Raw genomic sequence first — 18175 nt, 5'->3', positions numbered from 1 at the left:
AAATAGAAAATCAAGGGCCCGCGAAGGGGCCTCAGGCGCTTACGCCCGCATCGAGCCGGTCTCGATGAACCGCTGGTGCCAGGACAGGGCCTCGGGCAACAGATGCGGCGTCTGCAGGCCGAACGAGCCCTTCAGCGCCCGGGCGTGATAGTCGGCCAGGGCGTCGCGATAGTCGGGGTGGGCGCAGTTGGCGATGATCACCTTGGCCCGCTGCTTGGGCGACAGGCCGCGCAGGTCGGCGAGGCCCTGTTCGGTGACGATGACCTGCACATCCTGGGTGATGTGATCGACGTGGCTCGCCATGGGGACGATGGCCGAGATCTTGCCGCCCTTGGCCGTCGACGGGGACATGAAGACCGAGATGAAGGCGTTGCGGGCGAAGTCGCCCGAGCCGCCGATGCCGTTCTGGATGCGCGAGCCCATGACGTGGGTCGAGTTTACATTGCCGTACATGTCGGCCTCGATCATGCCGTTCATGGCGATACAGCCGAGGCGGCGGATCAGCTCGGGATGGTTCGATATCTCCTGCGGGCGCAGGATGATCTTCGAGCGGAAGGCCTCCATCTCGTGGTTCAGGCGGGCCGCGGCCTCGGGGCTGAGCGAGAAGGCTGTGGCCGAGGCGACGGTCAGCTTGCCGCTCTCCAGCATGTCCAGCATGCCGTCCTGCAGCACTTCGGTATAGGCGGTCAGGCCCTCGAACCGGCTCTCGTTCAGGCCCGACATGACGGCGTTGGCGATGTTGCCGACCCCGGACTGTAGCGGCAGCAGATTGGCCGGGACACGGCCCAGCTTCACCTCATGCTCGAGGAACTCGATCAGATGGCCGGCGATGGCCAACGCGGACGCGTCCGGCGCGGCGAAGGGCAGGTTGCGGTCCGGTGTGTCGGTGCGGACGATGGCGGCGATCCGGTCCGGGTCGACGCGGAAGGTCGGCTGGCCGATGCGCTGGTCGCTACGCACCAGCGGGATCGGCACGCGCGCCGGGGGCAGGGCGGTGCCGTAGTAGATGTCGTGCATCCCCTCCAGCGCCGGGTTCTGCCAGCTGTTGACCTCAAGGATGATCTGCCCGGCCCGGTCCAGCCAGGTCTTGTTGTTGCCGACCGAGGAGGAGGGGATCAGCTCGCCGTCGGCGGTGATGCCCGACACCTCAACCACGGCGGCGTCCAGCGGCCCGAGGAAGCCCTGCCACGCCACCGGCGCGACCTGGCTGAGGTGCATGTCGAGATATTCCATCTCGCCCTTGTTGATCTTCTCACGGGCGATGGGGTCCGAGTTGTAGGGCAGGCGGAACTCGATGCCGTCGGCCTTGGCCAGGGCGCCGTCCAGCTCGGGGCCGGTCGAGGCTCCGGTCCAGACCTTCAGGCGGAAGGCCTCGCCGCGCGCGTGAGCCGCCTTCATCCGCGCCGCCAGCGCCGTCGGCACAGCCTTGGGATAGCCCGATCCGGTGAAGCCGCTCATCCCGACCGTGGAGCCCGGCTGGATGAGGGCGGCGGCGTCCTCGGCCGACATGACTTTGGCCTCAAGGGCGGCGGAGCGGATACGGGACATGGGGAGAGCCTTTGAACGCTACGGTGACGCTGTGGGTCTAGGCCTCTGGTCTGGCCGGGTCCACCGCGTGACGTTCACAGGGGACAACAGAACCCGGTCACGCCATCCTGTGCGTTCGAACGGGAGATCGAAGCCATGAAGACCCTCGCCGCCATCATCGCCGCCACCGTGCTGCTCGCGCCCGCCGCCCAGGCTCAGGCCCCGGCCCAGGATGGCGCCCAGAACGCCGAGGCCGAGATCGGGCGGGTGCTGGACCAGCTGAACGTGGCCTCCACCGCCGCCGACACCACGGCCTATTTCAGCCTGTTCACCCCGGACGCCCGGTTCATCGGCACGGATGCGACCGAGCGTTGGTCGCTGACCGAGTTCCGCGCCTATACGGAGCCCCATTTCGCGCGCGGACGGGGCTGGACCTATGTGCCGCGCGAGCGGGTCGTGACCATCGCGCCGATCCCATGCCGCTGCATCGCCTGGTTCGACGAGGTGCTGGACAACGCCGCCTACGGCGTCACCAGGGGCTCGGGCGTGCTGCGCCTGACGGACGACGGCTGGAAGATCGAACAATACGTCCTCAGCTTCACCATCCCGAACGACAAGGCCCGGGCCGTGGTCGAGGCGGTGCGCGCCGCCGACTAGCGGAGCGCGCGTTCCGCATTGATCCGCTGCTGTCGCGCCCGTTCCCTGCCGTCCAGCTCGCGCGAAATCTCGTCGACCCGGTCCGCGCGGACGTTGAAGGCGTTCATGTCGCGGACGGTCGTGAAGGTGATCTGGCCATAGTCGACGGTCCAGTGGGTGCGTGCCAGGATGTCGAGCTGCGCCTCCATCTCGTCGAACAGCATCGCACTGAGCTCGGCGGTGATCCGGGCCTGCTCCCGCTCGCCGTCCACGTTGGCGTCGAACTCACGCAGCATCTCATCCCTGCGGGCGGCGGAGACCGGCGTCTGCGCCAGCTCCGACCGGGCCTGGGCGCGCAGGCGATCGTCATCGGCCTCGGCTTCAACAAGCATCTTGCGCAAGGCCACCAGCTTGGTGCGGGCGCGCGTCAGACCACCGGGGGCGCCTAGCGCCGCGGGCTCGAAGAAGCCGCCGCTGACGAGGGCGTCGCGCTCACGACTGATCTGTTCGACCTGGGCGTCGCGCCGCGCATTGACCCCATCGCGGACGGCGTTGATCGCGTCCGTCTCGGCCGCCACGCCCGCACCGAGCGCACGAAAGCCCGAGGCGGGCAGGGCGCCCACAATGGCCACCCCGACCAGAAGCCCGAGCACCAGCTTGCCCTTGGGCGAGCGCCGCCCGTTGAAGACGAAATAGACGATCAGCCAGACGATCACCGCCCCAAGCAGCCCGCCCAACAGGCCGACGCAGATGCCCGCCAGCAGATCACCGGCCATGTTCGCCGTGCCTTTGACCTTGGTGAAGCTCTGCGACACCGAAAAGATGAAGGCCCACAGGAAGACAAGGATCGAGCCGATCACCGGCCCGGCGGCGCCCGGCTTGCGCGCCCTGGGACGCCGCGAATTGGACGTCGGAAAATCGGTCATGATGCGCGCCCCCGCGAACTCTACTTCAGCCGTCACGCTAGCCCGCCGTCCGGTCGCGCCACAAGACCGGGCGTCAGCGAAATCAGGCGGTTGTTCTCAAGACGTTCTCCGGGCTAGGTGAGGCATGGATTTCACCGAAGACGCCTTCGTCCTGTCCGCCCGCGCCCATGGCGACACCGGGGTGGTGGTCGATCTGCTGACCGAGGGACAGGGGCGGCGGGCCGCCTATGTCGCGGGCGGGGCCTCGCGGCGCATGAAGCCCTTCCTGCAGCCGGGCGCCCGTGTGGTGGCCGAGGTGCGGGCGCGGACTTCGGAACAGTTGGGCTCGGCCCGGCTGGAGCCGGTGGGCGAGGGGCCCAGCGCCCTGTTCGACGATCCCTTGGCCCTGACCGGTCTGGCCGCCGCCGCCGCCGTGGCCCAGGGCGCCCTGCCGGAGCGGGAGCCGCATCCCGGGGCCTTCCTCGCTTTTGAGGCGCTGATGTCGGCCTTCGTCCTGCCGGAGGTCTGGCCCGCCGTCTTCGTGCGCTTTGAGGCAGGCCTGCTGGAGGATCTGGGGTTCGGACTGGATCTCAGCCGCTGCGCCGCCACCGGCTCGGTGGACGATCTGTGCTGGGTCAGCCCGCGCACGGGCCGCGCCGTCAGCCGCGAGGCGGGCGAGCCCTACGCCGGAAAGCTGCTGAAGCTGCCGCCCTTCATGCTCGGCGCCCAGGCGGGGCTGCGGGAAGGCGATACCGGCGCGGGCTTCGACCTGACCGGCCACTTCCTGGAACAGTTCGTCTTTCACCCCATGGACCGGCCCCTGCCGCCCGCGCGGGTCTGGATGATCGACAAGCTGCGCGAGGCGGGGCGGCTTTAGCGCAGCCCTGCCAGCGCCTGATCCAGCTCCGCGGCCAAGGTTTCCAGCAGCTCGCCCGCTGGCATCGCTCGGCTCATCGGCGCGCCTTGCCCGGACCAGTTCGGCATGTAGCCCGTATCGCCCTTCGCCGTGGCCGCCGCGTTCAGCGCCTTGCCGATGTCGTAGGCGAAGGGATAGGGCGCGATCCGGCTCTGATCGGCCCGGCGCATGAAATCATTCTCCAACCCCCGCGCCGGACGGCCGGAAATGACCGCGCTGACCCGGGTCCGCTCCGCATTCGCCCCCGCCAGAGCGGCGCGATAGGCCGGGCCCGCCGCGCTTTCCGGGCAGCCCACGAAAGCCGTGCCCAGCTGGGCGCCCGCCGCCCCGAGGGCCAGAGCCGCCGCCACGCCCGCGCCGTCCATGATGCCGCCCGCCGCGATGACCGGGATGTCGAGCTGCGTGGCCAGCAACCGGGTGAGGGGCAGTGTCGCGAAGCGCGGATCGTCCGCCGGATCGAAGACGCCGCGATGGCCGCCCGCCTCGACGCCTTGGGCCACCACCATGTCGACGCCCGCCGCCTGCACGGCGCGGCCTTCCGAGGGGGAGGTGGCGGTGGCCATCAGCACCATCCCGGTCGCCTTCAGCGCCGCGATCCGGTCGGGGTCCGGCAGGCCGAAATGAAAGCTGACCACGGTGGGCCGCTCCTCCAGCAGGACGGCCAGCATGGCGTCGTCGACGCGGAAGCTGCGGTAGATGTTGCGCAGCTCGGCGGGGGGCTCGGCGCCGAAGTCCGCGAACAGGGGCCGCAGGCTTTCGATCCAGCCGGCGTTGCGCGCCGGATCGGCCTCGGCCGGGTCGTGGCAGAAGACATTCACATTGAACGGCCCGTCGGTCAGCGCTCGTGTGGCCCGGATCTGCGCCCGCGCCTCGTCCGGCCCGACCGAGCCCACGGCGATGGAGCCCAGCCCGCCCGCATTGGTCACCGCCGCCGCCATCTCCGGCGTGGAGGTCCCGGCCATCGGCGCCTGGATGACCGGATGACGCAGGGTCAGGCGGCGGGTGAGGGCGGTCTGCATGATGTTCAGCCTCCAATGATCCCCAGATAGGCGGTCGGGAAGCCCCCGCCAGCCCAAGGCTGCGCTAGACTTCCGGCTTCCGATCCCCGATTCGCTGTTTCATGACCATCCACACGACCCCGCCCGAAGGCGGCCGTATCGTTGACGAGCCGATGGGCGACGCGCTGTCCAAGCGCTACCTCGCCTATGCCCTGTCGACGATCACCAACCGGGCCCTCCCGGACGTTCGCGACGGCTTCAAGCCCGTGCACCGGCGCATCATGTACGCCATGCACCAGATGCGCCTGAACCCGCAGGCCGCGGCGCGGAAGTGCGCCAAGGTCGTCGGGGAGGTGATGGGCTCGTACCACCCGCACGGCGACGCCTCGATCTATGACGCCCTGGTCCGCCTGGCCCAGGACTTCGCCCAGCGCTACCCGCTGGTCGATGGGCAGGGGAACTTCGGCAACATCGACGGCGATAACGCCGCGGCCATGCGCTACACCGAGTGCAAGCTGACGCCCGCCGCCGTGCTGCTGATGGAGGGCATCGACCAGGATTCGGTCGACTTCCGCCCCACCTATGACGATCAGGACGAGGAGCCGGTCGTCCTGCCCGCCGGCTTCCCCAACCTGCTGGCCAACGGCTCGTCCGGCATCGCCGTGGGCATGGCCACCTCGATCCCGCCGCACAACGTCGGCGAACTGATCGACGCCTGCCACCTGCTCCTGGAGCGGCCCGAGGCGACGACCGAGGAACTGGTGCAGATCGTGCCCGGCCCGGACTTCCCGACCGGCGGCGTGGCGGTGGAAGGCCATGCCTCCATCCTCGACGCCTATGAGACCGGTCGTGGCGGCGTGCGTCTGCGCGCCCGCTGGGAGACCGAGGACCTGGGCCGCGGCGTCTGGCGCATCGTCGTCACCGAAATGCCCTATCAGGTGCAGAAGTCGAAGCTGATCGCCGACCTCGCCGACCTGATCGAGAACAAAAAGGCCCCGCTGCTGGCCGACGTGCGCGACGAGTCTGCGGAAGACATTCGCCTCATCATCGAGCCGAAGTCCCGGACGGTAGAGCCTGAAGTTCTTATGGAAAGCCTGTTCAAGCTTTCCGATCTGGAAGTCCGCTTCCCCATCAATATGAACGTTCTGGACGCCACCAATACGCCGCGCGTCATGGGTCTGAAGGCCTGCCTGCAGGCCTTCTTGGATCACCGCCGCGAGGTGCTGATCCGTCGCGCCCAGTGGCGGATCGAGCGCGTCGAGAAGCGCCTGCACCTGTTGGAAGGTCTGCGGATCGTCTTCCTCAACCTGGACGAGGTCATTCGCATCGTCCGCGAGGAGGAACAGCCCAAGGCCGTCCTGATCGCGCGCTTCGGCCTGACCGAGATGCAGGCCGACTACATCCTCGACACCCGCCTGCGTCAGCTGGCGCGGATCGAGGAAATGGCGATTGAGAACGAATTCAAGGAACTGTCGGAAGAACTTGCCAATCTCCAAGCACTTTCGACCTCGCCCGCCAAACAGTGGAAGCAGGTCGGCAAGGATCTGGAGGTCGTCCGCAAGGCCCTGATCTCGCCGCGCCGGACGACCATCGCCGAAGCCGTGGACACCTCGGCCTTCGCCCCCGTCGAAGCCTTCATCCCGCGCGAGGCGATCACCGTCATCCTGTCCGAGCGCGGCTGGATCCGCGCCGCCAAGGGCAAGGTCGAGGATCCGTCGGAGCTGAAGTTCAAGGAAGGCGACAGCCTGGCCTTCCTGGTCCCGGCCTATACGACCGACAAGCTGCTGGTCGCCGCCTCGGACGGCCGCATCTTCACCGTCGGCGCCGACAAGCTGGCCTCGGGCCGCGGCCACGGCGAGCCGCTGCGCCTGATGATCGAGCTGGACGAGAAGGCCGAGATCATCAACCTGCTGGCGCACCAGCCGGGCGGCAAGCTGCTGATCGCGTCCAAGGCCGGTTACGGCTTCATCGCGCCGGAAGATGACCTGCTGGCCCAGAAGCGCGGCGGCAAACAGGTGCTGAACGGCGACCTTCTGGCGGCGATCCGCGTGCCTCAGACCCCGGCGGGCGACCACGTCGCCACCATCGGGGAGAACATCAAGGCCCTGATCTTCCCACTGGCCGAACTGCCCGAAATGGGCCGGGGCAAGGGTGTGAAGCTGCAGAACTTCAAGCAGGGCGGCCTGGTCGACGTGGCCGTATTCAACGCCGAACAGGGACCGGAATGGGCCGACGGCGGCGGTCGTCGCCGCAACTGGCCCGACTGGAAGGACTGGCTGGGCAAACGCGCCCAGGCGGGCCGTCAGGGACCGCGCGGCATGAGGAAGTTCCGCTAACGCACGGGTGACGCGGATTTCATTATCCAGCGTTGCGGTGTCACGCGATAATAAGGGGATGGCCGGGCTTCCGGCCGATTGGAGAATGCAATGATCACCTGGATCATCATCGGCGTCGTCGTTCTGGTGCTGCTGTTCATCGTCGTCGGCGGCTACAACAAGCTGGTCGCGCTGGATCAGCGCGCCGATCAGTCGTTCGCCGACATCGACGTGCAGCTGAAGCAGCGTCAGGACCTGATCCCGAACCTGGTCGAGACGGTGAAGGGCTACGCCACGCACGAGCGCGGCACCCTGGACGCCGTCACCCAGGCCCGCGCGGCCGCCGCCGGCGCCACCTCGGTCAATGACAAGGTGCAGGCCGAGAACATGCTGACCGGCGCCCTGGGCCGCCTGTTCGCCGTCTCGGAAGCCTATCCGGACCTGAAGGCCAACACCAACTTCCAGCAGCTGTCGGCTGAAATCTCGGACATCGAGAACAAGCTGGCCGCCGCCCGTCGCTTCTTCAACAGCGCCGTCAGCGAGTTCAACGCCGTGCGCCGCCAGTTCCCGACCGTTCTGTTCGCCGGCCTGTTCGGTTTCGGATCGGACAAGCCGTTCTTCGACGTGGGCGAGGGCGACCGCGCCGCGATGAACGCCGCCCCGCCGCAGGTGAAGTTCTAACCTCACATGGGCGCCGTCGGGCTCCAGACCCACATCTGGGCGAACAATACGCGGTCGGTCATCCTGCTGGTGACCTTCCCCATCCTGCTGATCGGCATGGTCTACGGTGTCGAGCTGATCCTGATGGGTATGGGCTTCCTGCCCAATTCGGGCAAGGGGCTGGGCGACGACATGGCTTTGGCGGCGTCCTGGCTGGGGGCGACGATCCCGCTCGCCCTCGGCATCGCCGCCGTCTGGTTCGCCATCGCCTATTTCGGCAGCCAGGCGATGGTCGACGCCCTGACCGGCGCCCGCAAGGTCGAACGCAAGACCGAGCCGGAACTCTATAATCTGCTTGAGAATCTGGCGATCTCGCGGGGCCTGCGCACGCCGACCCTCCGGGTCATCGACAACGACAGCCTGAACGCCTTCGCCACAGGCCTGCACGAGGGGCAGTACAGCATCACCGTCACGCGCGGACTGGTGCAGCAGCTGACCCGCGACGAGCTGGAGGCCGTGCTGGCCCACGAGCTGACCCACGTCATCAACAAGGACGTGCGGACCATGGTGATCGCCTCGATCTTCGCGGGGATCATCAGCGTGCTGGCCGAGATGGTGTTCCGGGCGCTGCTCTATTCGGGCGGACGTCGGCGTAGCAACGACGACAACAAGAACGCCATGCCGCTGATCCTGATCGGCATCGCCTTCGCCGTGATCGGCTTCGTGCTGGCGCTGGTGATCCGGATGATGCTGTCGCGGACCCGCGAATATGTGGCCGATGCGGGGGCGGTCGAGCTGACCAAGAACCCGGACGCCATGATCTCGGCCCTGCGCAAGGTCGAGGGCCGCTCCAGCCTGAAGGGGCCGGACGAGCTGCAACAGATGTTCTTGGACAACCAGCCGGACGGCGTCGGCCTTGAAGGCCTGTTCGCCAGCCACCCGCCGATCGAGAAACGCATCGAGGCCCTGAAGAAATTCGGGGGCGGGCGCGATCCCGGTCCGTGGTCCGGCGAGGCCGCGCCGTCCTACGCCGCGTCCTACGAGACTTCGGTGCCGTCGGCGGGCTGATCCATCAGCCGCTCCCAGCCGAAGCGGGTGAGCTGCTCCATCGGGCGGAACGAGGCCTTGTAGTCCATCTTCTGCGAGCCCCGGACCCAGTAGCCGAGATACAGATAGGGCAGTCCGACCGCCTGGGCCTGCCGGATGTGATCCAGGATGGCGAACCGGCCGGGGCTGCGGTCCTCGAGGGCCGGATCGAAGAAGCTGTAGACCATCGACAGCCCGTCCGAGAGCAGGTCGGTCAGGCAGACGCCGACCAGATCGCCCGGTCCGCCATCCGCTGACGGCATGCGGTATTCGATCAGATGGGTTCGGACCGCCGTGTCCTCGACCATGGCGACATAGTCGTGCCAGCCCATGCCGTTCATGCCGCCCTCGGCGTGGCGGGCGGCCAGATAGCGGCGCAGCAGGTCGAACTGCTCGGTCGTGGCCTCGGCCTCGACCAGATCGCGCGACAGATCGTCGTTGCGCTTCAGAATCCGCCGTTGCGATCGGGAAAAGACGAACTCACCCACCGGGACCCGCACCGACACACAGGCCTCGCAGGTCTCGCAGGCCGGGCGATAGGCGATGTTCTGGCTGCGGCGGAAGCCCGCCTGGGTCAGCTCGTCATTGACGTGGGCGCCGTCGCTGAAGGGCAGGTTGGCGAACACCTTCCGTTCGGTCTGGCCCGGCAGATAGGGACACGGCGCCACCGACGTCATGTAGAAGCGAAGCTGGCGCTGCGGAACGAAGGTCACGGAGTCATCTCCGCACCTGAAGGCGTCCGAATTCCGGCGAACCGTTCATGTCCGCATCTGGCGCCGCATTGCAGCGAGGCGCAAGCCCGTTCGCCCGTCGCCCGAACCCGGCGCGACAGGCGGGTGGTCACAGGCTGGTGTCCATGGGCAGGACCGGCGCCTCGCGCAACAGCACGATGGCGATCCGGCGGTTGCCCGCCAGGGTCGGATCATCCGGGTAGAGCGGGTCAGAGCCGGCCTTGCCCGAGACCTGGTAGACGCGGTCCGGATCAACGCCCGCGGCCTGCAGCACCAGACGCGAGGCGTTGGCGCGCTCGGACGACAGGGTCCAGTCGTTGGGGCCGGTCGCGCGGTTCGATCCCGGCGCCGCCGAGGTGTGGCCAGTGATGGAGATGCGGTTCGGCAACTGGTTGATCACCCGCGACACGGCCCGCAGCAGCACCTGCGCCCGGGCGTTGGGGCGCGAGGAGTTCTGCTCGAACATCGACCGGCCTTCCTGGTCGACCAGCTGGATGCGCAGACCCTCCGGAGTCTGGTCGATGATCAGTTGTTTGGACAGCTCGGCCAGCTCGGGCATCGACTGCATGGCCTGACGCAGGGATTCGGCGGCCGAGGCGAAGTCGGCGGCCTCGCGGCGGGCGATTTCCTCGCGCAGCTGGGCCTCGCTGGCGCCGGCCAGATCCGAGCTCTGACCGACCTGTTCGGCCGGATTGACCGGGGCGTCGGGAGCCAGCTGGGTGATGACCGACATGCTGCCCGAGGACTTGGCGCCGTCGTCGCCCAGGGCGGTGCCGCCCAGGATGCCGCCCGAGCCCGAGGTCGTCGACGACACACTGGCCGGAGCGAAATATTCGGCGATGCCGCGCTTCTGTTCCGGATCGGTCGTGTTGATCAGCCACATCAGCAGGAAGAAGGCCATCATCGCGGTCACGAAGTCCGCATAGGCGACCTTCCACGCGCCGCCATGGTGGCCGTCGTGGCCGCCTTTCTTGACCTTCTTGATGAGGATCGGGCGATCGCTCATGGACATGGTACGGGCCTTCACACGCCGAAACTGTCCGAACATGGGACAACAGGGTTAAGGCGACGTTTCCCATATCGTCCGAACCGCCGATCCCGCTTGTTTTGAGGGGCGGGGGACCTTAGGCACGGGGCGTGACGCTTGAACCGCCGCCCGAACACCCGACCGACGAGACCCTGGCCTATCGCCGGGCGCTCGGTTCGTTCGCGACCGGCGTCTGCGTGGTCACAGCCGACAGCCCGCAGGGGCCGCTGGGCCTGACCATCAACTCCTTCACCTCGGTGTCGCTGGAGCCGCGCCTTCTGCTGTGGTGCATCGACGAGCGGTCCGAGCGCTGGCCCGTTTTCGCCGCGGCCGAGCATTTCGCCGTCCACGTCCTGCCCGTCGAGGACAAGGACAAGGCCGTCCGCTTCGCGCGCGGCGTGGCCTTGCTGGAGCCGGGTGAGTTCGAACGCCGCCCCGACGGCCCGCCCTGCCTGCCGGAGGCCCTGGCCCGGTTCGAGTGCGTGGTGCACGACCGCATCCAGATGGGCGACCATATGGTCATCGTGGGCCGGGTCGAGGCCTTTTCCACCTCTCACGGCGACGCCCTGACCTTCTGGCGTGGCCGTTACCGATCGCTTGGAGCAGACGAATGAAGACCGGTTTCGCGGGCCTGGGCGTGATGGGCGGCCCGATGGCCCGGCATCTGGTCACGGCGGGCCATGCGGTGGTGGGCTACAACCGCTCGCCGGACAAGGCGCGGGCCTGGGCCGAAGCGACCGGCGGGACCTTCGTCGCCACCGTGGCCGAGGCGGCCGCAGGCGCGGGGCTGTTCGTCCTGTGCGTCGGCAATGACGACGACGTCCGTCAGGTGGTGATCGAGGCCCTGCCGCATCTGGCGCCGGGCGCCGTCATCGTCGACCACACCACGACCTCGGCCAAGGTCGCCCGTGAAATGGCCGACCTGACGACGGGGCAGGGGGCCTTCTTCATCGACGCCCCGGTCTCAGGGGGTCAGGCAGGCGCCGAGAACGGCCAGCTCAGCGTCATGGCGGGCGGCGACGCCGACGCCCTGTCTCGGGTGGAACCTGCGCTGATGAGCTATTCGAAGGCCATCAAGCACATGGGCCCCTCGGGCGCGGGCCAACTGACCAAGATGGTCAACCAGATCTGCATCGCGGGCGTCGTCCAGGGCCTGGCCGAGGCCGTGCATTTCGCTGAACAGGCCGGTCTGGACACGGACGCCGTCTACGACGCCGTGTCCAAGGGCGCGGCCCAGTCCTGGCAGATGGACAACCGCTGGAAGACCATGGCCAAGGGCGAGTTCGATTTCGGCTTCGCCGTCGACTGGATGCGCAAGGACTTGGGCCTCGTGCTGGACGAGGCCCGCGCCAACGGCAGCCATCTGGCCCTGACCGCCCTGGTCGATCAGTTCTATTCCGAGGTTCAGGCTCTGGGCGGCGCCCGTTGGGACACCTCCAGCCTCGCGGCCCGACTGCAGGACCGCGCGCGCAAGGCCTAGAATTCGAAATCGGCCGAGTGATCGCGGCCTTCCTGCACCGTGACGCGCACGGGGGTGGCGCCGCGGTTGCGGTCGAAGACGAACTTGGTCCTGATTTCCCGACCGGGGGCGACAACCGGCGGCGGCGAGCCGAACAATTCCGGATAGCCGGGCTGAGCCTTCAGCCCCTGACCGCTCTCGACGGTGATGCCGGTCGTGTCCTCGAACAGCACGCTGACGTTCTCGGTCTGCATCAGGTTTCGCGCGCTATCGTTGCGCAGGGTCAGATAGACGTGGACCAGCCGGTCCTCGCGGGGGTTCTCGATCCGGTCCACCCGCACCGACCAGGCGCCGAGCGGCTGGAAGCCGTCATCGGGGGCGGCCTCGGCTCCATCCTGCGTCCAGGCGTGCATCGGCGAGGCCGCGCTGGCGCTCATCACGGCGCACAGGCTGGCGCACAGCAGAAGGCGCGCCGACGTGCGAGACGGGAGGGGACTATCGGTCGTCTTCAGCGGGAACATGAGGGGCTCCTTGTCCTTGTGTGGAGCCCTTCTGCGGCGCGCGCCCGACACGCGCGACCCGCCAGCGCCCGAGGCGCCGGGAGCGTCGCCGGAGCGACCAATCCGCGGCCTCGCACGACAAACGGCGCGCTGTCCGCAGGCTGATCAAACCGGCGCCGATATCCCGTTCTCCCGCCATCGACGAAACGCGTTTCCGGGGCGACGGAGTGGATGGGCGCGCCCGACGGCCTGCGCTAGCGTCACGGCATGACACTTCCGACTGATCCGCGCGCCCGCGCCTGGCTGATCGCCGTGGCGCTCTGGGCCGTGAACATCCCGCTTCTGCTCGCGCCGGCCTTCGCCAACGGGGATTTCTCGACCGCGACGCTGATCACGGTCGTGACGTTCGTGATGGGCGGGATTCTGATCTGTGTGGGTCTGTACGAGTGGCTGCATCCGTGGGCGACGCGATCCCGTGCCCGGTATATCGCGGCCGCGATCTTCGGCACGGCGGTCAGCGCGGTTCTGCTCGGCCTCATCGACGGCGCGGTCGGCGTGCTGCTGTCGAAGATCGGAATGACCCCCGACCGTCCCCTCAGCTACATCCTGTTCCGCGCCACCAGCAACACCATCTTCGTCGGCTGGATGTTCGCCATCTTCGTCGCCGGCGCCGTGCTGGTCGACTTCAACGAGCGCCTGCGGGAACGGGAAGCCCAGCTCGTCATCGCCGAAAGCCAGACGGCGCAGGCGCGAGAGACGGCGACCGCGGCGCGGCTGGCGGCGCTGAGATACCAGCTGAACCCCCACTTCCTGTTCAACACCCTGAATGCCGTCAGCGCCGCCGTGGTCGCGCACCGCAACGCCGACGCCGAGGCCATGCTGGAGCGGCTGGCCTCCTTCCTCCGCCAAACCCTGTCGCTGGATTCCAGCGGCTTCCTCCGCCTGGAGGACGAACTGGGAACCGTGGAGGCCTATCTGGAGATCGAGGCCGAACGCTTCCGCGAACGGCTGTCGGTCGAAATCCTCTGCCCGGAGCGGCTGCGGAACGCGATGGCGCCCAGCTTCATCCTGCAGCCTCTGGTCGAGAACGCCATCAAGCACGGCGTCGCACGCAGCCGCAGCCGCGTCTCCCTTGTGATACAGGTCTCGGCGACGGACGATGATCTGGTCATCACCGTCCGCGATGACGCCCGTCCCCTCAAATCCAGCCTGCAGGCGCCCGGCAGCGGCATCGGCCTGACCGCCATCCGCGAACGCCTGGAAGTGCTGTACGGCGCGCGCGGGGTGGTGATCGCCGAGCCCCTGAACCCCGGCTTTCGGGTCATCCTGCGCCTGCCGCTGCAGATCGAAAACGCCGCCGAGGGAGCCGCCTGATGCGCGTCCTGATCGTCGATGACGAACCCGCCGCCCGCGAGCGACTGCAGATCCTGCTGGCCCAGATCCCCGGCGTCGAACTGGCCGGAACGGCGACCGACGGCGAGAGCGCGCTGAAAGCCATAGAGGAGACCGGGCCGGATCTGGTGCTGCTGGACATCCAGATGCCCGATCTGAGCGGCCTGGCCGTCGCCGCCCAGATGCCCGAGGAGCGCCGCCCGGAGATCGTCTTCGTCACGGCCTTCGAGATGTTCGCCGCCGACGCCTTCGAGGTCGAGGCGCTCGACTAGTCGCGGCCTTCGGCTTTCTGGGATGGACGCTGCAGCGAGCGATCTCCGGGTTGCGCCACCAGATGGAAGACGCCGTCGAGTTGACATCCAAGAAACAATAAATGCTGATATCCACATATCCAATTATTAGCGAACTTCCCAATGGCTCAGCGGATTGGCCGCGATGACGCTTCGGATGCCGATTGGGCAACGGCCGTGCGACAAGCGGAAATCCTCGCTCCCTTGGCACAGCGAGATAGGAAGAAGCGCGCGGATGTAGACCGGGCAGCGCAGCTTCTCGGCATTTCGACATCCAATGCATATCGGCTGATCCGGCTACTGGAGGCAGATCCACGCCCCACGGCTCTCTTGCCTCATGCGCCAGGCCCCGAGGCCGGCCAAGGGTTGCTCGACCCACGCATCGAGGCGGTGATCTCAGAGGTCCTGGAACGCTCGTACTGCTCGTCTCAGAAGCCGAAGGAATCGGCTGTGGTCATCGAGATACGAGGCAAGTGCCGAGCGCAGGGGCTAATCCCGCCCGGCCGCAAAGCCGTTCATACGCGAATACAGGCGATCGACCTGTTCACGCGTTTGCGGACCAGGGAAGGGGAGAATGCTGCCGAACGAACCGCCCCTCGCCCCGGAGGCATTGAGGCCACAGCCCCAAATCAGATCTGGCTCATTGATCACACCTTGGCCGATCTGATCCTCGTCGACAGGCGTTATCGACTGCCAATCGGGCGGCCCACGATCACGCTAGTGATTGATGCTTACACGCGAATGTGCGTCGGCTGCTACGTGAGCTTGGGGGCGCCGTCGATCATCCAGACGGCAATGGTGCTGCTTAGGGCATTTATGCCCAAAGACGCCCTTCTTGAATCGATTGGTCACGATTGGCCTTGGCCCTGCCACGGTTTCCCTGAGGTCCTTCACTCCGACAACGGCATGGACTTCAAGTCGCTGGCGATCAGGCGTGGCTTGGATACCTACGATGTAGCCCAATACTTCCGCCCGGTCCGCCAGCCGCGGTTCGGAGCGCTGATTGAACGTTTCATCGGCACTCTGATGGGCGAGTTGCATCTCGTACCGGGGACCACCTTCTCCAACGTTGAACAGCGCGGTGATTACGACAGTGATCGTCGGGCGGTCATGACGCTCGATGCATTCGAGACGTGGGTACTCCTGCAAATCAGCCGCTACCATCGGTCCCCACACCGCGGCATCGATGGCTTCACACCCCAATCTCGTTGGGACGAAGCAGTCCAAAATGGCTTTAAACCGAAAGCTGTTCCCCCGAGCTATGCGGAGGATGTACTGCTGGCCTTCCTACCCAGCGCGAAGCGACAGGTCAGCCGCACGGGTATCCATTTCAAGGTGCTCCGCTACTGGGCTCCTTGGTTCGGCCCGCTAATCCGTAAAGGGGCCGGATCGGTCGAACTTCGTTTCGACCCACGCGACATGTCTTACATCTGGGTCTTGAGCCCGACTGGATGGGAGAGGGTCCACCTGTATCGCAGGAGGCCCCCATTCACGCTGAGGGAGCACGAGTTGGCATGTGCCGAACTTCGGGCAAAGGCGGCGTCCACCTTCAACGAGGACGACATCCATTCTCTGCGGGAACAGGCGCAGGAGCTCATAGAGGCCGAGGCAAAAGCTACGCGGCGCGCGAGGCGTCAAAGCGAAAGCACCCAGCGCGCGATAGAATCCAAGACATCCGTTTTTCTCTCCGTGGAAACTGCGCCTCTGGCGCTCGACTTCAACTCGAGGCCGCTTCCATCGCAAGCGCGCGAGGTCGAGGAGTGGTGACCGATACTCCAGTCCTCCAAGACGATCCCTGGTCCCGGGTTACTCTCATTCTGAAAGACCGATGGGCTTCAAATCCGGTGAGCGACGAAGCCCTCATCCGCGCTCGTCTCGCCATTGTCACGGCAGGCCGGTTGCGGCCGAAGGCCTTGCTGTTCTGGGGTGTCCCGAACGCCGGCAAGACAGCGCTCAAAGTGAAGCTGTTGCGGGAAATTTCTCAGAGAACGTTTCTTCCCGGCTTGCTGAAGCCGCCGGTAGTCCTGATGGTTGAGGCCCCGGTCGAGGCAGACGAAGCTCGATTCTACGAAGCCATACTGCAAGCCGGACATCAGTATGTGCCCAGCGGCAATGTTCGTACCCTGTTGAGAGCGGTTTCTTCGTTTCTCGATGAGCTTCGTCCCGACGTTATGATCTTGGACGAGGCGGGCAACTTGAACGCTTATGTCGGCGCGCGGGGCAACGTATGTCTCAACGCCATTCGCAGACTTTGCAATGTGCACCGGATGGCTCTGCTGGGCTTCGGGACGGCGGCGGCGATGACGGCTCTGCAAGGCGATGAGCAGCTCGAAAACCGGTTTGAGACCTTTGAACTCAGGCCACTCGCCCCGCCAGAGTTCCGCGAGTTTGTGGAACTGCTAACCGGAGCCATGCCGCTGCGGCAGCCAACATCCTGGTCAGTGAGCATGCTCGAGCGTGCCTATGAGTTGACCAGTGGCTATGTCGGTCGAGCCTCGTACCTGGTGCAGGAGGCCAGCTCCCAGGCGGTGCTGTCAGGCTCAGAACAGATCACGGAGGCCATCCTTGAATCTGGCGAGCTCAGCAATAGCCTCGCCGCCCTAAGGCATGCGCGGACCCGAGCGGGAAGGCGGACTCGACGGTCCGCGATCTGATGACGCTCTCCTATCCTGACGAAGCGCCCAGCTCGGTCGTCCTCCGATGGTCGGCGCGAAGACGGCTGGATCCAGTACTGGCTGACCAGGCGATCCGCGGAGGAGTCGCCCTTTCGCAGCACATACTCAAGGCGATGCAGAGGGGAGGGGCATCCCAAGCCGATTTGGAAAGGCTGGCTTTAGCGACGCCCGAATGGCCCCGGTTCACCATCGACGACCTAAACATCCCGGCAAGCAACTCGGCAGGCATCGGCAAGGGGTGCGAGGCCTGCCTCGCCGACGACGCGGCCGCAGGCCGGGACCACTACCTACGCAATCAATGGCGCCTTTGCTGGCGCGTTAGCTGCGAAAAACACCGCATTCCGCTGACCGACCTCGCGGCGGCGGAGCTTGTACCCGTCATTGTCGCAGGCCTTCGAGATCACCGGGTTCGATTTGTTCGCGATGTCGATCAGGTCACAGATCCCTTTCGGCGCGCTGGTCAGCGGAGGGGAGGGCGTAAGGGGTCGTTCTCGGTGCTGGGTTTCTGCCTGGAAAATGACATCTGCTCGGCGCTGCGAGGATCGGCCTTCCCTGACTACTGGTGTGTAGGTCCCCATTGGTCGGCCGCGCGCACGGTGCTGATGGACCTGGCCGACCTGCTTCTCACGCAAGCTCGTGGCAGCCGGGAGCGTCTGATCCATCGGGTCGCCGAGGGGGACTGGCTCCCACAGGAACAGGCCGCTCAGTTTGGACCGGGCAGTTTCCCGTCGATCGGCGCCTTCTGGCAACGCCGGCTTCTCGAAAGTTGCGCACGCATCCTGATCGACCCCTCCCGATTTGACCATCTGGAGGATGGCCGTCAACTGAATGTACACGCCGAACTAGCTTACGGTCGGATTGGACAGAAACGAGCCCGTAGTGCACTCGGCGGGCTCGCGACATCCGATCTTCTGAGTCTGTTGTTCGCTTATGCCGAAGACAGCCGCCTAGCGGAGATGGAAGCGCGAATCCGAAGATGGCCAGCCTCGTTAACCAAGCGCATTGGACCCGCGGCAGCGGTCGCACTTTATATCCCATAGGATATAATCGAACGCTCT

Annotated in this window: 18 protein-coding genes; 12 read left to right on the top strand and 6 right to left on the bottom strand. The window is 66.6% G+C overall.

Going from position 1 to position 18175, the window contains the following annotated elements:
• Positions 1-39 precede the first annotated feature (39 nt).
• Positions 40-1548, bottom strand: a complete 1509-nt coding sequence (locus ACTIEF_RS04945) for an acetyl-CoA hydrolase/transferase family protein (RefSeq protein WP_439471083.1) — start codon at positions 1546-1548, stop codon at positions 40-42.
• Positions 1549-1683: 135 nt separating this feature from the next.
• Between ACTIEF_RS04945 and ACTIEF_RS04940 the strand changes: the two genes are divergently transcribed.
• Positions 1684-2184 (top strand): nuclear transport factor 2 family protein, encoded by a 501-nt coding sequence (locus ACTIEF_RS04940; protein WP_439471082.1) that lies wholly within the window; start codon positions 1684-1686, stop codon positions 2182-2184.
• Here ACTIEF_RS04940 and ACTIEF_RS04935 read toward each other — a convergent pair.
• Entirely contained in the window at positions 2181-3089 is a 909-nt protein-coding gene (locus ACTIEF_RS04935; RefSeq protein WP_439471081.1) for a hypothetical protein, read from the bottom strand. The genes ACTIEF_RS04940 and ACTIEF_RS04935 overlap by 4 nt on opposite strands.
• 124 nt (positions 3090-3213) lie before the next feature.
• On the opposite strand from ACTIEF_RS04935, the gene recO reads away from it, so the two are divergent.
• The gene (recO, locus tag ACTIEF_RS04930) at positions 3214-3945 is read left to right on the top strand and encodes a DNA repair protein RecO (protein ID WP_439471080.1); all 732 of its coding nucleotides are present in this window, start codon (positions 3214-3216) and stop codon (positions 3943-3945) included.
• On the opposite strand, the gene ACTIEF_RS04925 is transcribed toward recO, so the two are convergent.
• Positions 3942-5003, bottom strand: a complete 1062-nt coding sequence (locus ACTIEF_RS04925) for an NAD(P)H-dependent flavin oxidoreductase (protein ID WP_439471079.1) — start codon at positions 5001-5003, stop codon at positions 3942-3944. The two genes, recO and ACTIEF_RS04925, sit on opposite strands and share 4 nt — an antisense overlap.
• A gap of 101 nt (positions 5004-5104) precedes the next feature.
• On the opposite strand from ACTIEF_RS04925, the gene parC reads away from it, so the two are divergent.
• The 3 genes from parC to ACTIEF_RS04910 all read left to right on the top strand — a co-directional run bounded on the left by parC (position 5105) and on the right by ACTIEF_RS04910 (position 9025).
• Entirely contained in the window at positions 5105-7318 is a 2214-nt protein-coding gene (parC, locus tag ACTIEF_RS04920; RefSeq protein ID WP_439471078.1) for a DNA topoisomerase IV subunit A, read from the top strand.
• 90 nt (positions 7319-7408) lie between these two features.
• On the top strand, positions 7409-7978 hold the full coding sequence (locus ACTIEF_RS04915; protein ID WP_439471077.1) for a LemA family protein: 570 nt from the start codon (positions 7409-7411) through the stop codon (positions 7976-7978).
• Positions 7979-7984: 6 nt separating this feature from the next.
• Positions 7985-9025, top strand: coding sequence for a M48 family metallopeptidase (locus ACTIEF_RS04910; RefSeq protein WP_439471076.1), 1041 nt, complete (start codon positions 7985-7987; stop codon positions 9023-9025).
• Here the strand turns inward: ACTIEF_RS04910 and ACTIEF_RS04905 are convergent.
• Entirely contained in the window at positions 8995-9756 is a 762-nt protein-coding gene (locus ACTIEF_RS04905; RefSeq protein WP_439471075.1) for an arginyltransferase, read from the bottom strand. The two genes, ACTIEF_RS04910 and ACTIEF_RS04905, sit on opposite strands and share 31 nt — an antisense overlap.
• 127 nt (positions 9757-9883) lie before the next feature.
• Positions 9884-10786: a flagellar motor protein MotB gene (locus ACTIEF_RS04900; RefSeq protein ID WP_439471074.1), complete on the bottom strand. Its 903-nt coding sequence runs from the start codon at positions 10784-10786 to the stop codon at positions 9884-9886.
• A gap of 125 nt (positions 10787-10911) precedes the next feature.
• Between ACTIEF_RS04900 and ACTIEF_RS04895 the strand changes: the two genes are divergently transcribed.
• Positions 10912-11415 (top strand): flavin reductase family protein, encoded by a 504-nt coding sequence (locus tag ACTIEF_RS04895; RefSeq protein ID WP_439471073.1) that lies wholly within the window; start codon positions 10912-10914, stop codon positions 11413-11415.
• Positions 11412-12281, top strand: a complete 870-nt coding sequence (locus tag ACTIEF_RS04890) for an NAD(P)-dependent oxidoreductase (RefSeq protein WP_439471072.1) — start codon at positions 11412-11414, stop codon at positions 12279-12281. The genes ACTIEF_RS04895 and ACTIEF_RS04890 overlap by 4 nt, the downstream gene beginning before the upstream one ends.
• On the opposite strand, the gene ACTIEF_RS04885 is transcribed toward ACTIEF_RS04890, so the two are convergent.
• Positions 12278-12781 carry a hypothetical protein gene (locus ACTIEF_RS04885; protein WP_439471071.1) on the bottom strand — a complete coding sequence of 168 codons (504 nt, stop codon included), beginning with the start codon at positions 12779-12781 and terminating at the stop codon, positions 12278-12280. The genes ACTIEF_RS04890 and ACTIEF_RS04885 overlap by 4 nt on opposite strands.
• 246 nt (positions 12782-13027) lie before the next feature.
• Between ACTIEF_RS04885 and ACTIEF_RS04880 the strand changes: the two genes are divergently transcribed.
• From ACTIEF_RS04880 to ACTIEF_RS04860, 5 genes are all read left to right on the top strand, one after another.
• Entirely contained in the window at positions 13028-14134 is a 1107-nt protein-coding gene (locus ACTIEF_RS04880; protein WP_439471070.1) for a sensor histidine kinase, read from the top strand.
• Positions 14134-14424, top strand: coding sequence for a LytR/AlgR family response regulator transcription factor (locus ACTIEF_RS04875; protein ID WP_439471069.1), 291 nt, complete (start codon positions 14134-14136; stop codon positions 14422-14424). The genes ACTIEF_RS04880 and ACTIEF_RS04875 overlap by 1 nt, the downstream gene beginning before the upstream one ends.
• Positions 14425-14565: 141 nt before the next feature.
• Entirely contained in the window at positions 14566-16209 is a 1644-nt protein-coding gene (locus ACTIEF_RS04870; RefSeq protein ID WP_439471068.1) for a Mu transposase C-terminal domain-containing protein, read from the top strand.
• Positions 16203-17096 (top strand): TniB family NTP-binding protein, encoded by an 894-nt coding sequence (locus tag ACTIEF_RS04865; RefSeq protein ID WP_439471067.1) that lies wholly within the window; start codon positions 16203-16205, stop codon positions 17094-17096. Before ACTIEF_RS04870 ends, ACTIEF_RS04865 begins: the two co-directional genes overlap by 7 nt.
• The gene (locus tag ACTIEF_RS04860) at positions 17096-18157 is read left to right on the top strand and encodes a hypothetical protein (RefSeq protein ID WP_439471066.1); all 1062 of its coding nucleotides are present in this window, start codon (positions 17096-17098) and stop codon (positions 18155-18157) included. Before ACTIEF_RS04865 ends, ACTIEF_RS04860 begins: the two co-directional genes overlap by 1 nt.
• Positions 18158-18175: the final 18 nt, after the last annotated feature.

It is taken from the genome of Brevundimonas sp. (genome assembly GCF_051858995.1).
Classification (GTDB): Bacteria; Pseudomonadota; Alphaproteobacteria; order Caulobacterales; family Caulobacteraceae; genus Brevundimonas.
The sequence above is the reverse complement of the archived record's forward strand: the minus strand, read 5'-3'. Positions and strand labels throughout refer to the sequence as shown.

Excerpts from the sequence above, each read along its gene's own strand:
- ACTIEF_RS04945 (WP_439471083.1), bottom strand. The coding sequence starts at position 1,548 with ATGTCCCGTATCCGCTCCGCCGCCCTTGAGGCCAAAGTCATGTCGGCC.
- ACTIEF_RS04940 (WP_439471082.1), top strand. The coding sequence starts at position 1,684 with ATGAAGACCCTCGCCGCCATCATCGCCGCCACCGTGCTGCTCGCGCCC.
- ACTIEF_RS04935 (WP_439471081.1), bottom strand. The coding sequence starts at position 3,089 with ATGACCGATTTTCCGACGTCCAATTCGCGGCGTCCCAGGGCGCGCAAG.
- recO (WP_439471080.1), top strand. The coding sequence starts at position 3,214 with ATGGATTTCACCGAAGACGCCTTCGTCCTGTCCGCCCGCGCCCATGGC.
- ACTIEF_RS04925 (WP_439471079.1), bottom strand. The coding sequence starts at position 5,003 with ATGCAGACCGCCCTCACCCGCCGCCTGACCCTGCGTCATCCGGTCATC.
- parC (WP_439471078.1), top strand. The coding sequence starts at position 5,105 with ATGACCATCCACACGACCCCGCCCGAAGGCGGCCGTATCGTTGACGAG.
- ACTIEF_RS04915 (WP_439471077.1), top strand. The coding sequence starts at position 7,409 with ATGATCACCTGGATCATCATCGGCGTCGTCGTTCTGGTGCTGCTGTTC.
- ACTIEF_RS04910 (WP_439471076.1), top strand. The coding sequence starts at position 7,985 with ATGGGCGCCGTCGGGCTCCAGACCCACATCTGGGCGAACAATACGCGG.
- ACTIEF_RS04900 (WP_439471074.1), bottom strand. The coding sequence starts at position 10,786 with ATGTCCATGAGCGATCGCCCGATCCTCATCAAGAAGGTCAAGAAAGGC.
- ACTIEF_RS04890 (WP_439471072.1), top strand. The coding sequence starts at position 11,412 with ATGAAGACCGGTTTCGCGGGCCTGGGCGTGATGGGCGGCCCGATGGCC.
- ACTIEF_RS04885 (WP_439471071.1), bottom strand. The coding sequence starts at position 12,781 with ATGTTCCCGCTGAAGACGACCGATAGTCCCCTCCCGTCTCGCACGTCG.
- ACTIEF_RS04880 (WP_439471070.1), top strand. The coding sequence starts at position 13,028 with ATGACACTTCCGACTGATCCGCGCGCCCGCGCCTGGCTGATCGCCGTG.
- ACTIEF_RS04875 (WP_439471069.1), top strand. The coding sequence starts at position 14,134 with ATGCGCGTCCTGATCGTCGATGACGAACCCGCCGCCCGCGAGCGACTG.
- ACTIEF_RS04870 (WP_439471068.1), top strand. The coding sequence starts at position 14,566 with ATGGCTCAGCGGATTGGCCGCGATGACGCTTCGGATGCCGATTGGGCA.
- ACTIEF_RS04860 (WP_439471066.1), top strand. The coding sequence starts at position 17,096 with ATGACGCTCTCCTATCCTGACGAAGCGCCCAGCTCGGTCGTCCTCCGA.